Annotated in this window: 16 protein-coding genes and 2 pseudogenes; 12 read left to right on the plus strand and 6 right to left on the minus strand. The window is 31.8% G+C overall.

Annotated elements, in window-relative coordinates:
• Nucleotides 1-434: pseudogene (locus HMPREF2881_RS11830) on the plus strand (N-acetylmuramoyl-L-alanine amidase); the annotation flags it as partial.
• 501 nt (nt 435-935) lie between these two features.
• Here the strand turns inward: HMPREF2881_RS11830 and HMPREF2881_RS11500 are convergent.
• Nucleotides 936-1073 (minus strand): annotated as a pseudogene (locus HMPREF2881_RS11500) (dihydrolipoamide dehydrogenase); the annotation flags it as partial.
• On the minus strand, nt 1060-1500 hold the full coding sequence (hypR, locus tag HMPREF2881_RS07220) for a redox-sensitive transcriptional regulator HypR (protein WP_002488600.1): 441 nt from the start codon (nt 1498-1500) through the stop codon (nt 1060-1062). The pseudogene HMPREF2881_RS11500 and the gene hypR, both read right to left, overlap by 14 nt.
• Nucleotides 1501-1656: 156 nt before the next feature.
• Between hypR and HMPREF2881_RS07225 the strand changes: the two genes are divergently transcribed.
• The 5 genes from HMPREF2881_RS07225 (at nt 1657) to HMPREF2881_RS07245 (ending at nt 5789) form a co-directional block, all read left to right on the plus strand.
• On the plus strand, nt 1657-2592 hold the full coding sequence (locus tag HMPREF2881_RS07225; RefSeq protein ID WP_002488560.1) for an aldo/keto reductase: 936 nt from the start codon (nt 1657-1659) through the stop codon (nt 2590-2592).
• A gap of 148 nt (nt 2593-2740) precedes the next feature.
• Nucleotides 2741-3277 carry a flavodoxin family protein gene (locus HMPREF2881_RS07230; RefSeq protein ID WP_002488563.1) on the plus strand — a complete coding sequence of 179 codons (537 nt, stop codon included), beginning with the start codon at nt 2741-2743 and terminating at the stop codon, nt 3275-3277.
• A 94-nt stretch (nt 3278-3371) separates the two neighbouring features.
• Nucleotides 3372-3848: a GNAT family N-acetyltransferase gene (locus tag HMPREF2881_RS07235; protein WP_002488589.1), complete on the plus strand. Its 477-nt coding sequence runs from the start codon at nt 3372-3374 to the stop codon at nt 3846-3848.
• Nucleotides 3849-3905: 57 nt separating this feature from the next.
• Nucleotides 3906-5210: an HD domain-containing protein gene (locus HMPREF2881_RS07240; protein WP_170999975.1), complete on the plus strand. Its 1305-nt coding sequence runs from the start codon at nt 3906-3908 to the stop codon at nt 5208-5210.
• Between the two features lie 72 nt (nt 5211-5282).
• Nucleotides 5283-5789: a YwhD family protein gene (locus tag HMPREF2881_RS07245; RefSeq protein WP_002488571.1), complete on the plus strand. Its 507-nt coding sequence runs from the start codon at nt 5283-5285 to the stop codon at nt 5787-5789.
• Nucleotides 5790-5842: 53 nt separating this feature from the next.
• Here HMPREF2881_RS07245 and larC read toward each other — a convergent pair whose 3' ends face one another.
• From larC to larA, 4 genes are read right to left on the minus strand one after another with little or no spacing between them, the layout of a single operon-like run.
• Nucleotides 5843-7033 (minus strand): nickel pincer cofactor biosynthesis protein LarC, encoded by a 1191-nt coding sequence (larC, locus tag HMPREF2881_RS07250; protein ID WP_002488565.1) that lies wholly within the window; start codon nt 7031-7033, stop codon nt 5843-5845.
• The gene (gene larB, locus HMPREF2881_RS07255; protein WP_002488579.1) at nt 7030-7806 is read right to left on the minus strand and encodes a nickel pincer cofactor biosynthesis protein LarB; all 777 of its coding nucleotides are present in this window, start codon (nt 7804-7806) and stop codon (nt 7030-7032) included. The genes larC and larB overlap by 4 nt, the downstream gene beginning before the upstream one ends.
• A 12-nt stretch (nt 7807-7818) precedes the next feature.
• A complete protein-coding gene (larE, locus tag HMPREF2881_RS07260; RefSeq protein WP_002488593.1) occupies nt 7819-8646 on the minus strand; it encodes an ATP-dependent sacrificial sulfur transferase LarE in 828 nt (275 codons plus the stop codon).
• Nucleotides 8647-8664: 18 nt separating this feature from the next.
• Nucleotides 8665-9933 carry a nickel-dependent lactate racemase gene (gene larA, locus HMPREF2881_RS07265; RefSeq protein WP_002488564.1) on the minus strand — a complete coding sequence of 423 codons (1269 nt, stop codon included), beginning with the start codon at nt 9931-9933 and terminating at the stop codon, nt 8665-8667.
• 221 nt (nt 9934-10154) lie between these two features.
• Here larA and adhP point away from each other — a divergent pair, with 221 nt between their 5' ends.
• The 6 genes from adhP (at nt 10155) to HMPREF2881_RS07290 (ending at nt 15509) form a co-directional block, all read left to right on the plus strand.
• Nucleotides 10155-11165, plus strand: coding sequence for an alcohol dehydrogenase AdhP (gene adhP / locus HMPREF2881_RS07270; RefSeq protein WP_002488591.1), 1011 nt, complete (start codon nt 10155-10157; stop codon nt 11163-11165).
• Between the two features lie 180 nt (nt 11166-11345).
• Nucleotides 11346-11486, plus strand: coding sequence for a hypothetical protein (locus tag HMPREF2881_RS11835; RefSeq protein ID WP_002448878.1), 141 nt, complete (start codon nt 11346-11348; stop codon nt 11484-11486).
• Between the two features lie 369 nt (nt 11487-11855).
• On the plus strand, nt 11856-12272 hold the full coding sequence (locus tag HMPREF2881_RS07275) for a YwiB family protein (protein WP_002488582.1): 417 nt from the start codon (nt 11856-11858) through the stop codon (nt 12270-12272).
• Nucleotides 12269-13930 (plus strand): arginine--tRNA ligase, encoded by a 1662-nt coding sequence (gene argS / locus HMPREF2881_RS07280; protein WP_002448884.1) that lies wholly within the window; start codon nt 12269-12271, stop codon nt 13928-13930. Before HMPREF2881_RS07275 ends, argS begins: the two co-directional genes overlap by 4 nt.
• Before the next feature lie 79 nt (nt 13931-14009).
• On the plus strand, nt 14010-14657 hold the full coding sequence (locus HMPREF2881_RS07285) for an endonuclease III domain-containing protein (protein WP_002448894.1): 648 nt from the start codon (nt 14010-14012) through the stop codon (nt 14655-14657).
• Between the two features lie 90 nt (nt 14658-14747).
• A complete protein-coding gene (locus tag HMPREF2881_RS07290; RefSeq protein ID WP_002448891.1) occupies nt 14748-15509 on the plus strand; it encodes a MerR family transcriptional regulator in 762 nt (253 codons plus the stop codon).
• Nucleotides 15510-15565: the final 56 nt, after the last annotated feature.

The raw sequence follows: 15565 nt of genomic DNA on the forward strand, positions 1-15565 counted from the left end.
ATGTATATGAAATTCGTGATGGTTGGGCTAGAGTATACAGTCCAAGCAATAACGGTTATGTATGGTATGAACGCCTTATTGTTAAAGATATCTATAAAACAGCAGGTGGCAAAACATTAGCGAAGAAAGCTGATAAACAATCAGTAGCACAACGTAACATCATTGAAGATACAACTGGTTTAAAAGTAAATAGTATTCCACCTTTAAATATGAAGAAATCATCTAAAGCTAAATTTAGAGCGCGTGTCGATTATTATGGTGCGTCATTAGTCAAATTCAAAGGTAAAGAGTGGTACGTGACAAACAACACTTATAGAGCAGGATATGATCAATTCTATATCTTTGAAATTAAAAATGGTTGGTGTCGTGTTTATTCTAGAAATAACAATGGTTGGATATGGCATGAACGTCTAAGAATTACAGAAGTGTATTAATATGTTATAGTAAAAAAACCGATTTTTATTTTATTCACCGGGGACAAGTTTCGTGCTTGTCCCTATTTTTTTATGTTATAATAAGTACATGAAATGGTTGTTCTTGAAACGACTCAGTCATTACTGGCACAGACTGCATAAAGTGCCTACATCACATTAACTGAGCATTCATATGTCGTCGCTGACGAGTGACAAGCACTGTGTCCCAAAATGGGGTAGGTTATTGTGATGTATTCACAAAGAGCCAAAAGCTCATCTTAATTCCCGGTAACCATCCCGGTTTATACGGAGGACTTACTTGCGTTTAGCAGTGAGAAGCTGACCGTATCTTTTTAAGCTACCTAACATGTCACTGGGTAGCTTTTTATGTTATAATAAAGATACCCAGTTTATGATAATTTTAGTTTTATTATTTGTGTTTTAAATGAGTAAATCGTTCAAACCGTACCTTAACAGGTGCGGTCTTTTTTTATACATAAATATATGGAAGTACACACACTATACATTTATGCATGTACCGCCATAGCTTTCTGTAAACTGTTCAATTAAAGCAACCTGTTGTCCTTGTGATGATGCATATTTGGCAAGTGTTTTTCCGGCTTTACCAAAACCAATAACGATTAAATTATAATGTGTCATATGTTGTATCCTCCTGAAGTGTATCATTAATTACATCATTAATTGTGAGGGTATCATAAAAATTTAAAATAACACGATGTTCCTTTTGATTATAGTGTGACATGGTCTTTGCTATGTTTCTTGATATTTCACAATCGCTCTGCTCATGACCTGTGAAAATACGCTGTTGGCTATCTTTTTCAAGCACAAATATACGATATAGTACTGATAGTTTAATGCTAGCAGTTGAATGATTTGCACTATATCCACCATTTTTACCACGGGAAGTATTAATAAACTGGTATTGATTTAAAACAGTAGTCACTCTACGTAATTGAACTGGATTGAGGCAAGTTAATTTTGCTAAAGATTGACTACTGAATTGTTGGTTGTCGTGCTTTACTAAAAAACTAAGTACGTGAACGGCAATGTTAAATTCTAAATTCAAATGATGCACCTCCTAAATGTAACTTTATTAGTTACATTTAAATATAAAATAAAACATATGTCAAATTTAATGTTTTAAACACTACTGAATGAATTTATCATTACTAATCGGGTAAACTATAAATAGAAACTACATTTTTAAGGAGTGGTGAATATCATGGCAGAATTTGTACAATTAGGAAAATCTGATGTTCATGTATTTCCAGTTGCATTAGGTGCAAATGCAGTCGGAGGACATAATTTATATCCCAATTTAGATGAAGAGCAAGGAAAAGATGTCGTTAGAAAAGCTATTGATAATGGTATTACTTTAATTGATACTGCGTTTATTTATGGACCTAAACGCTCAGAAGAACTTGTAGGAGAAGTTGTAAAGGAATATCCTCGTGAAAAAGTTCAAATTGCAACTAAAGGATCACATGTTATTAAAGATAATGGCGATGTTGTTCAAAATAACCAACCTGATTATTTAAAACAACAAGTTGAAGAGAGCTTAGAACGCTTGCAAGTGGATTATATTGACTTGTATTACATTCATTTTCCTGATGAGTATACACCAAAAGATGAAGCTGTGGCAGCATTACAAGAACTTAAAAAAGAAGGAAAAATTAAAGCAATAGGTGTTTCAAACTTTACGTTAGATCAACTTAAAGAGGCGAATAAAGACGGATATGTGGATGTTGTTCAATTAGAATATAATTTACTACATCGTGAAAATGAAGAAGTAATGAAATACGCAGCTGAAAATGATATTACTTTTGTACCATATTTCCCATTAGCTTCTGGCATTTTAGCTGGTAAGTATGAAGAAAATCAAACTTTCGATGATCATCGTGCAACTCGTCGTGATTTCCAACCAGAAGTGTTCAATGATAACGTACGTCGAGTAAAAGAATTATCAAGTATTGCTGAAACTCATAATACAAGTATTGCTAATATTGTATTAGCATTCTACTTAACACGTCCATCACTTGATGTTGTTATTCCTGGTGCGAAACGTGCTGATCAAGTTGTAGAAAACATTGAAGCAGCAAATATTGAACTGACTGAAGAAGAAATTAAGAAAATAGATGATTTATTCCCAGTTGAATAAAGTACGTTAAATAAAAGTAATAATGGCTCCTACACCGTTTATATAGGTGTAGGAGTTTTTATTATAAATAAAAGTAAAAAGATGGGGTACATAATAAGTAAATAGAAAAAACACATTAATAATATAAATTAAAAAAGAGGTAAGATACATGATTACTGTATTATTTGGTGGAAGTCGTCCACAAGGAAATACTGCTCAATTAACACAATATGCTCTAGAAGGAAAACAATATAATTGGATTGATTTAACACAATATCATTTTAAACCTGTAAGAGATTATAGACATGAATCAAAGCAAATTGAGTCATACATAGATGATTATCAATTGATTATTGACCAAGTGCTTGAAAGTGATACAGTTATTTTTGCATCACCTGTGTATTGGTATAGTGTGTCAGCATCTGTAAAAGCATTTATCGATCATTGGTCAGAATCATTAATCGATCCTAAATATCAGGATTTTAAAACTAAAATGTCTAACATTGATTTTAGATTAATCTTAGTTGGGGGAGATTGTCCGAAAGTAAAAGCGAAACCTTGCATTAAACAGTTAGAATATAGTTTAGATTTTCTCGGAGCAAACCTAAATGGTTATATTATTGGTACAGCAGAAAGACCTGGAGATGTTATGAAAGATGTATATGCTCTAGAAAGAGCACAGGAATGGAATGCAGTACTGTCTTAATAAGATGCATCTTAAAGTTGAGTGAAAGCGTTTATTAATATACTATGATATAATTTTGTTATTAAATTACAATAAAATGTCAGGAGAATGAAGCATGTATACAGTTAGAAAAGCGACAACTAATGACGTTATAGCAATAAGAGATGTAGCTACAAAAGCTTGGTATAATACGTATTTAAATATTTATGCAGTATCAACAATTAATGAATTATTAGCAGCTTCGTATAATGAACACCATTTAAAAAAGCGATTAGAAGATCAACTTTTTTTAGTTGTTGAAGAAAATAATGAAATTGTAGGATTTGCTAACTTTATCTATGGTAAAGAATTATACTTAGCCGCACATTATGTTCACCCAGGTGTACAACATAAAGGTTATGGAACAAGTTTACTTGAAGAAGGATTACATGAATTTGAAAATGAATATGATACGGTCTTTTTAGAAGTTGATAATAAGAACAAAGAAGCTATTCATTATTATCAACATCATGGTTTTGAAATAGTTCGTTCATATCAACCAGAAATGTATGGTGAACAATTAGATTTAGCATTAATGAAGAAAGTATTATAAGAATTAATCAACTTAAATTCATATTACTACTGATGAAAGCAAGTATGAAAGAGGAGGATGAACTTGACACAATCATCTTATGTAACTAAAAAATTAGCTGAAGAAAAAGTATTTAAAGATCCAATTCATAAGTATGTTCATGTTAAAGATCAACTAATATGGGATTTAATTAAAACTAAAGAATTTCAGCGCTTGCGTCGTATTAAGCAATTAGGTACATTATACCTTGCCTTTCATACTGCAGAACACAGTCGTTTTGGACACTCTTTAGGAGTCTATGAAATTGTAAGACGTATGATTGATGAATCATTTGTTGGGCGTGAAGCATGGAATAATAAAGATCGCCCCCTTGCTTTATGTGCAGCTTTATTACATGATTTGGGTCATGGGCCGTTTTCACATAGTTTTGAGAAGATATTTAATACGGATCACGAAGCGTTTACCCAAGAAATTATTACTGGAAACACTGAGGTTAACGAAGTATTAAGTAGAGTGTCTGAGACCTTTCCTCAGGAAGTAGCCGATGTTATTAATAAAACGCATAAAAATAAATTAGTCATTTCCATGATTTCATCTCAAATTGATGCTGATCGTATGGACTATTTGCAACGTGATGCTTATTTCACAGGTGTATCATATGGTACATTTGATATGGAGCGTATACTTCGATTAATGAGACCATCAAAAGATGAAGTACTTATTAAAGAAAGTGGTATGCATGCTGTAGAAAATTTTATTATGAGTCGTTACCAAATGTATTGGCAAATCTATTTTCATCCCGTAAGTCGTGGTGGAGAAGTACTATTAAATAATTGTCTTAAGCGAGTCAAACAGCTTTATAAAGAAGATTATCAATTTAAAATGTATCCAAAAGAATTTATTCCATTTTTTGAAGGCACAATTACAATTGATCAGTATGTAGAATTAGATGAAGTAACTGTATTATTTTATTTGAAGAAATGGATACATGAAGAAGATGAGATCTTAAGTGATTTAGCGCGTCGATTTATTAATCGTGATCTCTTTAAGTATATTCCATTTGATGGTTCGATTATTACAATTACTGAATTACAGGATTTATTTATTGAAGGTGGCATTGATCCGGAATATTATTTTGTTAGTGAAGCTTTTTCGGATTTACCATATGATTATGATCGACCTGGTTCTAATCGACAACCTATCCATTTGTTAAGACGAAATGGTAGTATTAAAGAAATTAGTAGCCAATCGTTAGTCATTTCAAGTATTACTGGGATTAATCGAGAAGACTATAAACTATACTATCCTAAAGAAATGATTCTTAATATTAAAGATCCAGAAGTGAAAGGTTCAATTATTAATTTATTGAATGAATTAAATTAAATATTTGTTGATAATATACGCTATGATTTAATAGCAAGTGTGAAAAGGTAAAGAAGTATTGGAGGAATCATCGTGGCAGAAAATAAAGGGTTTAAATTTAATATTATAAAAAATGATCCTCTAGATGGTCATAAAGGTACAAATATAGGAGCAATTAGTTTAGATAATATTGCACCTGTATTTATCGATGTTGCAAATAAAGAAGCATTTCTTGATATCGGCGGTATGCATGCACGTGCGGAAGTAGAAAAAGGCGTAAAGTGGATTACTGATAAAGAATCAGTGGAAGGTCCAGAAGCTAAGGAATATTGGTTATGTTGGGTGACTACTGAACGTGGTGAAAATGGTCCTTATTACGCGGGCGTCACTGCATGTTATTTACTTGTAAATAAAAGTATTCGTCGAGGTTATAAGAGTATGCCAGAACATGTCAATATGATGGATAAGTCTATGAAACATCAAGTTATTATTGATCAAATTGGTGAAGAAAATAAAAAGATATTAAAAGATTTTTTAATATCCCATAATGAAACGATGTGGAATAACTCAAACGAAGCGTTATTCAAGGCATTTGATTAGAAAAAACTCGAGACACTCAGTAGTGCATATTAAATGACTGAGTATCTCGAGTTTTATTTTTCTAATGTATCTCCAACATTATAAAAATGATAAACTGATTTCATTACATTATGATAAATCTGTTGAAAAGATTGTTCAGTTTGTTTACTAATAACTCTTAAATCTTCATATTCAGGTTTTATTTTAAAAATTTTTCCATTTTTTAAAGAAAGTTTAATTGAAACATTTCCATATGGCGTTTGAATATCACGAAATGTTCTATCTAAAATTCGACGATTCACTTTATAACTACGTACGCCAAGTGATGAGGTATGTTTTAATATCAACTCTTCAATACGTAATTTATCTTCAACTTTACAAATAATAGTTAACTGAGTAGCTGGTCGATTCTTTTTCATAATAATAGGAGAATAGTATATGTCTAATACATCGTTTTGTAATGCAGTATCCATAAAATGGCCTAACGTTTCTGGTGTCATATCATCCATTTGACATTCTAACACTTGTACTTGATCATAACTTGTCTCATTATTTGTAAATTGAATCGCTCTAATTACATTTGGAAAATCAAAATTTTTAGTCCCTGCGCCGTATCCGATATGATGTATTGTAGCAGCTGGAAAAGGGCCGAATTCTGTCACTAAACTTTTAGCAATTGCTGCACCTGTCGGTGTAGTCAGTTCGCTGTGAACGTCAAAGTTTGTTAATGGTATACCTTTTAAAATTTCTGCTGTGGCAGGTGCCGGTACTGGATATATACCATGAGCTATTTTAATTTTCCCATTTCCAGTAGGAATGGGTGAACAGTACAAATGATCGATATTAAGTAATTCTAAAGCGATACACCCTCCAACGATGTCAATGATAGAATCCATGGCACCGACTTCATGAAAATGAACGTCTTTAATAGACATGCCATGAATTTTTGCCTCTGCATGACCAATCATTTCAAAAATAGACTTACTTCTCATTTTTACTCTGTCATCTAAATCACTTTCATCAATCATTTTAAATATATCAGATGCTGTTCGATGGTGATGTGACTCATGAAAATCAATGGATAAAGTCATTGCATGAATACCTTGTTTCATTTCTTTTTTAAAATTTAACTTAAAATTATCAATAGGTAATTTTTTAAGTTCATGTTCTATGTCGTTTGGTGAAGCACCTAAGTCTACCAACGCAGATAGGAGCATGTCTCCAGCAATACCTGCATGACAATCTAAGTATAATGCATTACTCATATATTTCTCTCATCCTCATTTTTTTCTAACATATTCATAATCATTGCGGCATTGTACCCTGCGCCAAATCCATTATCAATATTTAAGACACTGGTACCTGGTGCACAGCTATTTACCATAGATAAAAGAGTAGTGACACCATTAAAGTTAGCGCCATAACCTACACTGGTAGGAACAGCGTAAACGGGATGGTCTACGAGTCCGCCTACCACGCTTGCAAGTGCACCTTCCATTCCAGCAATGACTATACTTACTTTACCTTGTCGAATTTCATGAATATGTTCAAACAAACGATGTATCCCCGAAACACCAACATCATAGTAACGTTTCACATTAATGCCCATAAGTTCCGCAGTAATAGCTGCTTCTTCAGAAACCGGTAAGTCTGAAGTTCCGGCACAGAGCACAGAAATATAATGTTTTGATTTTTGAACCGATGCAATCGGAGTACAAACAATGCGAGCTTCAGGATGATATTCTAAATGCGGATGTTTTTCTAATACATAATTTGCTTTTTCTTCATTAATTCGTGTAACAAGAATTACATGGTGATGACGAGATAAACTAGTTATAATAGTATCAATTTGTTCTTTTGTTTTACCTTGTCCAAAGATAACTTCTGGAAAACCTTGACGCTTTGCTCTATGTAAATCAATTTTAGCAAAGCCCAATTCGTCGTAATGACTAAGTTGGGCTTTAGCTTCATCAATTGATATTTGGTTTGATTTTACACCTTCGAGCAGATTTTCAATAAAATGTTGATTATTACTCATAAGTGTACGTCCTTATACTAATTTAGTATTTTTTGTATCAATGACTTCGTTCATACTACCTGTGCGGTAACCTTCTAAGTCTACAGTTACATAATCAAAACCTAATTCTTTTAAACGTAACGTAATATTATCTTTATTTTTAATTACTGTAGCTAAATCTTCTTCTGAAACTTCAATACGTGCAATATTTTGGTGATAACGTACACGAACATTGTTGACACCTAAGTTTAAGATATGTTTTTCAGCTTCGTTTACTTTATTTACTTTAGTGAAACTTAATGCTTCGCCATAAGGGATTCGAGAAGCTAAGCTACACAATGCTGGTTTATTCCAAACAGGTAAATCATATTTTTTACTAAGTTCACGAACTTCAGTTTTATATAATTTAGCTTCTTGAAGTACACTACGTACCTTGAATTCATCTCTTGCTTTTAAACCAGGACGGAAATCTTCTAAATCATCCATAATCATACCATCTAATACATAGTTGAAACCAAGTGTCTCTTTAATGTCTGTTAATTTGCTATACATTAATCGTTTACTATAGTACCAACTTTCAGGTGTATTTCTAACAATATTTTCATCTTGTAATTCCGCCATTTCAGTTTCTACAACGTCAATACCTAGTTCATGCCCCAATTCAATAGCTTTATTAAATTCTTCATTTCTGAAAAGTTCTGATTTTACAACGACGGGTTTAACATTTTCTTTACCTAATACATTGATGGCTTTTTTTAATACTAAACTACTATCTACGCCACCAGAAAATGCAATAACAACACTTTCCATTTCTTTTAATAATGTATCTAAAGTATTTTCTTTATTTAATAATTCAGTCATATTTATCAATCCTTTCAATTAGTCTTCATCTTCTACATAAGGAATTGTCAAGGGTCCTTGTGGCATTACACCAATACTCAATTTACGACCATACTGTTCTTCTAAATCAGCAATTGTTTTTTCAATATTTGAAGTAGGATTTAACATTGAATCTTTTAATTGTTGGTCAGTAAGTTCTGAGTAAACATACACATTTGCGAAGGTTTGAATGCTTGCCTGTTTTTGTACTTGCCATTGGTCAACCTCTGAAAAGTTTGGATCATGAATTAAATCTAAGATACCTTGCGGTGTATCAGCCATTTTGAAAATTTCAGCAAATTTACCATGGTCTGGAAAACCATCTGCACATTCTGAAACCATAATAATATTCCCATCTTTTTTAACAACTTTACTTGCCGCACTCATACCTTTAACGGTTTGATATAAATTTTGATCGAGTGGATAACCAGAATTTGAAGCAATGACAACATCAAAGCGATCATCACATTTAAACATGGCATGTTCTTTAACATATGCACACCCTTCTTTATGAGCTTCAAATACATCACCACCAAAAGCTGCAGTGATTTGTTTATCTTTATTTAAAGCGACATTTAACATAAAGTTTGGTTTACACATTTTATTAACTTCACGTGCCATATCTTGAACAGGATTATCTTCTAGGTTTCCCCAAGTCGATCTTGGATCACCAATCATTTTTGCATTATGAAATGTTTGAATGGTTTCAAGACCAGCGATGCCAGGCATGATTCCTTTAGGTCCACCAGAAAAACCTGCAAAGAAGTGAGGTTCGATAAAGCCAGTAACAATTTTAAAATCAGATGCTACATAGTCTTTATTTAAGTAAGCATCGCAACCATATTTACTGTGTCCAACTTTAGTAAGATTTTCTTTTTCATTGCAGTGATTCTGAACGATTTTAACAGAATCAACGATATCTTCTCCTAACATTTGAATTAATTCATCACGTGTTTGATCACGATGTGTTCCTGTGCCATTAATAATGACGAAATTTTCACGAGGAACGTGATTTAATTCTTCAATGAGTAGGGGGACCAGTATATGGTTAGGTGTTGGACGTGTAATATCGCTTATGACTATTGAAACAATATCATCCTTATTTACTAATTCTTTTAATGGCTTTGAGCCAGTAGGATGTCTTAAGACATTTTGAATTGCTGAAGTATAATCTTCAAGGGCCTCGATATTTTGTGGTTCTATGACTGTACTATCATCCGGCACTTCGACTTCAACTTCGGATTTCCCATATAAAACATGTGTTTTCACAGTTTTCCCCTCCAATAAGTCATGATGATAAATAGTAAATTATATGTTTATTACAATTAAAAGTATAGCATATTTAATGCTCGTTTTTTAATTAAAGGAAATTAATAGAAATATAAGTAATTAAATAATTAATCATAAAAAAGTAAAATATTTCCATTTTTGTAAGCATTTACATATAATGAAGTTAGGTTGTAATTATATTGAATAAGGAGTGATTTGCCATGAAAGCAGCAGTAGTAACGCATAATCATAAAGTAAATGTGGAAAACAAAGAATTACGTAACTTAGAACCAGGTGAGGCTTTAGTTCAAACAGAGTATTGTGGTGTATGTCACACAGATTTACACATTAAAAATGCAGATTTCGGAGATGTAACAGGTCGAACTTTAGGACATGAGGGTATTGGACGTGTAATCAAAATAGCAGATGATGTGACATCTTTAAAAGTAGGTGATCGCGTTTCTATTGCTTGGTTATTTGAAAGCTGTGGTCATTGTGAATATTGCACAACAGGCCGTGAAACTTTATGTCGTAATGTGAAAAATGCAGGTTATACAGTTGATGGTGCGATGGCGGAACAAGTAATTGTTACAGCAGACTATGCAGTTAAAGTACCTGAAACTTTAGATCCAGCAGCAGCGTCTTCAATTACATGTGCAGGCGTAACCACATATAAAGCAGTTAAAGTAAGTCAAATTCAACCAGGTCAATGGATTGGGATATTCGGTATTGGTGGTTTAGGTAACTTAGCATTACAATATGCGAAAAATGTATTCAACGCTAAAGTGGTTGCTTTTGATATTAGTGACGATAAATTAAATTTTGCGAAAGAACTAGGTGCAGATGCAGTTGTTAACACAAAAAATCAAGATGCTGTTGAAGAAGTTAATAAATTAACTGATGAAAAAGGACTTGATGCAACAGTAATTACAGCTGTAGCTAAAACGCCATTTAATCAAGCAGTAGATGTTGTTAAAGCTGGCGCGCGTGTTGTAGCGGTTGGTTTACCTGTTGAAAAAATGGATTTAGAAATTCCTCGTTTAGTTCTCGATGGTATCGAAGTGGTAGGTTCTTTAGTGGGAACACGACAAGACTTAAAAGAAGCATTTCAATTTGCTGCTGAAGGTAAGGTTATACCTAAAGTTCAAACACGTGAATTAGAAGAAATAAATGATATTTTTGAAGAAATGGAAAAAGGAACTATTACAGGTCGAATGGTAATTAAATTCTAATATATTAATAAAAAATATATAAAGGTTTTATTTCATAGATGCGGAGAAGATAGTGAAGCAAAAGTATTTATTTCTGGGAAATAAGGTACAGTTAATCTAATTTAGTTATTAAGAAATGTTATTTAATGATATAATTATTTAAAAGATTATATCTAATTTATGGAGTAAAGAGGACAACAAATGAAAAATATCTTATTATTTGTATCATCAATCGGTTTCGGCATCATTTTCTTCTATAAATATAGAACACTTTTAGAAAAGTATCATTATGATATTGTTGAACTTGAATCAAAAGCAGACATATTAGAAAGAAAAAAGTAATACCATGATACTAATGGTGACATTCAAAACATAATAGCTTGGAAAAATAGAGTCTGAGACTTAAAACATAAGCGTCTTAGACTCTTTTTCATTACATAGAAGTAGATAATTAAATTAAAAACACAGGATATCAAGATTTTTTAATTGTAGCAGGGCCCCAACACAAAGACTTTCAAAGAGAAAGTCAACGGGTAACGTAAGTTGGGGAAAGGACTTAAATGAGACAATAAACGCAAAATGGCTTTTGTTTTACTGACGTTGTTATGATAACTATTTAACTAATGTTGATAGAATTTTGTTAACTTCAAGCACTATAGGATTTATGCTATAATGTGGTGTAATATTTTAAAGATTAAGGTGAGTCAGACGTTGGATAAGAATATACACATTCAAACGAAACAAGTCTTAAAACAAAATGGAGAAAAACAAACATTTGAATTTTCTTCTCAAGGATCATGGCAACAAAAACATGCCGATTATATTCGATATCAAGAACAAATTGAAAGTGCAGTTGTTAATGTAACAATTAAAATTGAAGACAATAGCGTGAAGTTGATACGTAGAGGTGATATCAATATGAACTTACACTTCGTTGAAGGTAAGGACACTACAACACTTTATACTATACCAGCAGGACGCATTCCATTAATAGTAAGAACTAAGAGTATTTTACATTTTGTAAATGAAAATGGTGGGAAATTAAAAATACAATACGAATTACATCAAAATGACGAAAAAATGGGCTCATATCAATATGAACTTAAGTATAAGGAGATAGGCGAATGAATATTATTGAAAAAGTAAAGAAAACTTTAATACAAGAAATTGAAGCAAGTATTAAAAAAGCAAATCTAGCAGAAGATATTCCTGAAATTAAAGTTGAAATCCCTAAAGATACTAAAAATGGAGACTATTCTACTAATATTGCAATGGTCTTAACTAAAATTGCTAAACGTAATCCACGCGATATTGCTCAAGCTATTGTAGACAATTTAGATACAAGTAAAGCAAATGTAAAACAAGTAGATATCGCTGGCCCGGGATTTATCAATTTTTATTTAGATAATCAATATTTAACAGCTGTCATCTCAGAAGCAATTCAAAAAGGTGATAAATTTGGTTATGCGGAAGAACCAAAAAACAAAAAAATATTATTAGAATATGTATCAGCAAATCCAACTGGTGACTTACATATTGGACATGCTCGAAATGCTGCTGTAGGTGATTCACTAGCAAATATTTTAATTGCAGCTGGTTACGATGTAACACGTGAATATTATATTAATGATGCTGGTAATCAAATTACAAATTTAGCACGTTCAATTGAAACACGTTTCTTTGAGGCATTAGGGGATACAAGCCATGAAATGCCAGCAGATGGCTATAATGGTAAAGACATTGTCGAAATTGGTAAAGACTTAGCCAAAAAACATCCGGAAATGAAAGATTACTCTGATGAAGAACGCTTAAAAACATTTAGACAACTGGGTGTTGATTATGAAATGGATAAATTGAAAAAAGATTTATCAGATTTCAATGTTCATTTTGATAATTGGTTTAGTGAAACATCACTATACGAAAATGGTGCGATTGATAATACATTAGAAAAAATGCATGAGTTAGGCTATACGTATGAAGCAGATGGTGCCACTTGGTTACGTACGTCAGACTTTAAGGATGATAAAGATAGAGTACTAATCAAAAAAGATGGTAACTATACGTACTTTACACCTGATACAGCGTATCACTACAATAAAATTAATCGTGGCAATGATATTTTAATTGATTTAATGGGTGCAGATCATCATGGTTATATTAATCGTTTAAAAGCAAGTTTAGAAACATTTGGTGTAGATAGCGATCGTTTAGAAATTCAAATTATGCAAATGGTTCGTTTAATGCAAAATGGCGAAGAAGTTAAAATGAGTAAACGTACAGGTAATGCAATTACGTTACGTGAAATTATGGATGAAGTAGGCATTGATGCGGCGCGCTATTTCTTAACAATGCGTAGTCCTGATTCGCACTTTGATTTTGATTTGGAACTTGCAAAAGAGCAATCTCAAGATAATCCAATTTATTATGCACAATATGCACATGCACGTATTTGTTCAATTTTAAAACAAGCTAAAGAAAAAGGGATTGAAATAGACAAAAACGCTGATTTTAGTACCATTACAAATGAAAAAGCGATTGATTTATTGAAGAAAGTAGCAGAGTTTGAGCCTACAATTGAGAGTGCTGCTGAAAGTCGTGCACCACATCGATTAACTAATTATATTCAAGACCTAGCTTCAGCATTCCATAAATTCTATAATGCTGAAAAGGTATTATCTGATGATATTGAAAAAACAAAAGCACATGTTGCTCTTATTGAAGCTGTTAAAATTACATTACATAATGCATTAGCATTAGTGGGTGTATCAGCACCAGAATCAATGTAATATAAATACTTTTAAATTAAAAGCACCTTTACGAATATTTATTTGTGAAGGTGTTTATTTTTTATAGAAAGGTAAAAAGATGTCAATGATGACTACAGAACAACTTTACAAAGCATTATTAAAACATATGGGTCCTCAAGGATGGTGGCCAGCAGATACACGTGAAGAGATTATATTAGGTGCTATATTAGTTCAAAATACAAACTGGAATAATGCTGCACTTTCTCTTAGACGGCTGAAAGAAGCAACCCATTTTGAACCTCAAAACATATTAGATCTGCCGATAGAAGAACTAAAAATATTAATCCGCTCTAGTGGTTTCTATAACAATAAAGCAAAAGCAATTTCTACATTATTCAACTGGTTAAATCAATATCAGTTTGATTATTGCAAAATTAATGAAGTATATGGAGAACATTTAAGAAATGAATTACTTAAACTACATGGTATTGGAAGTGAAACAGCAGATGTATTGCTAGTCTACATTTTTGAGAGGGTTGAATTTATTCCTGATCATTATACACGTCGGTTATATAGAAAACTCGGTTATGCTAATACTGAGAATTACGATAAATTAAAAAGACATGTTGAATTACCTTCAAACTTTACAAATCAAGATGCAAATGAATTTCATGCTTTACTAGATAATTTTGGGAAAAATTATTTTAATGGCTCCATTGAACAAAGATATCATTTCTTAGATCCATATTTTACAAATATGGATTGACCTTAACGTGACGTCATAGCTTAGTCTCTTTTATAGAGAGATGAAAAGAGAAGTGAATCAAATAGATTAAGAAAAAGGTAGGATGTCAGAATGGAAAATCAGGTATATTTTACACCCAGTGACGTAAGTCATATTACCGAAGTAACTAAACGCACACTTCATTATTACCATGAAATTGAGTTGCTTGTGCCAACTTATATTGCATCTAATGGTTATCGCTATTATTCTTCTAAGGATATCTCTAAATTACAGACCATTCAATTTCTAAGGGAGCTTAATGTATCATTAGCAGATATTCAACTTTATTTTAGTAACAGTATAGAAGAGAAAAATATAATATTAGAAAATAATTATCAGTGTATTGTTGCACAAAGAGATCAATTAAACAAAATGATTCATTTTCTTAATCATCATCTCGTTAATCATAGAAAAGAGGAGATTAATATGAGTAAATGGAATAATGATAATATACAAAATCAATATGAGAAAGAAGCTGAAATGAAATATAGTCATACTCCTTATTATCAAGCTTTTAAAGAGAATCAAAAACAATTGAATTCTACAGAAAAACAACAAAATAATAAGAGAACAATGGAGAGGTTACATTCATTCTTTGATAAAATGAATGAATTATTCATTGCAAACTATAAAACAAATCATATACAGGTTAAACAAGCTATTTCTGAACTAAAAGATATTCTTCAAACACAAGTACCTAACGTAGATGAACAATTTTTAGAATATATTGCCTCGATTTATGAAAATGATGAGCGATTTGCTAAAACAATTAATAACAAACGACATGATAATTTAAATCAGTATATTGCTGATGCGATTCGAAATGATATTTAATAAAAGATGTTTTTAAGTTCTATAATATGTAATGATATATGTATAATATATCTGAT

It is taken from the genome of Staphylococcus sp. HMSC057A08 (assembly GCF_001812925.1).
Lineage (GTDB): Bacteria > Bacillota > Bacilli > Staphylococcales > Staphylococcaceae > Staphylococcus > Staphylococcus hominis.

Excerpts from the sequence above, each read along its gene's own strand:
- argS (WP_002448884.1), top strand. The coding sequence starts at position 12,269 with ATGAATATTATTGAAAAAGTAAAGAAAACTTTAATACAAGAAATTGAA.
- HMPREF2881_RS07225 (WP_002488560.1), top strand. The coding sequence starts at position 1,657 with ATGGCAGAATTTGTACAATTAGGAAAATCTGATGTTCATGTATTTCCA.
- HMPREF2881_RS07230 (WP_002488563.1), top strand. The coding sequence starts at position 2,741 with ATGATTACTGTATTATTTGGTGGAAGTCGTCCACAAGGAAATACTGCT.
- adhP (WP_002488591.1), top strand. The coding sequence starts at position 10,155 with ATGAAAGCAGCAGTAGTAACGCATAATCATAAAGTAAATGTGGAAAAC.
- HMPREF2881_RS07290 (WP_002448891.1), top strand. The coding sequence starts at position 14,748 with ATGGAAAATCAGGTATATTTTACACCCAGTGACGTAAGTCATATTACC.
- HMPREF2881_RS07285 (WP_002448894.1), top strand. The coding sequence starts at position 14,010 with ATGTCAATGATGACTACAGAACAACTTTACAAAGCATTATTAAAACAT.
- HMPREF2881_RS07235 (WP_002488589.1), top strand. The coding sequence starts at position 3,372 with ATGTATACAGTTAGAAAAGCGACAACTAATGACGTTATAGCAATAAGA.
- HMPREF2881_RS11835 (WP_002448878.1), top strand. The coding sequence starts at position 11,346 with ATGAAAAATATCTTATTATTTGTATCATCAATCGGTTTCGGCATCATT.
- larB (WP_002488579.1), bottom strand. The coding sequence starts at position 7,806 with ATGAGTAATAATCAACATTTTATTGAAAATCTGCTCGAAGGTGTAAAA.
- larE (WP_002488593.1), bottom strand. The coding sequence starts at position 8,646 with ATGACTGAATTATTAAATAAAGAAAATACTTTAGATACATTATTAAAA.
- HMPREF2881_RS07240 (WP_170999975.1), top strand. The coding sequence starts at position 3,906 with ATGAACTTGACACAATCATCTTATGTAACTAAAAAATTAGCTGAAGAA.
- larC (WP_002488565.1), bottom strand. The coding sequence starts at position 7,033 with ATGAGTAATGCATTATACTTAGATTGTCATGCAGGTATTGCTGGAGAC.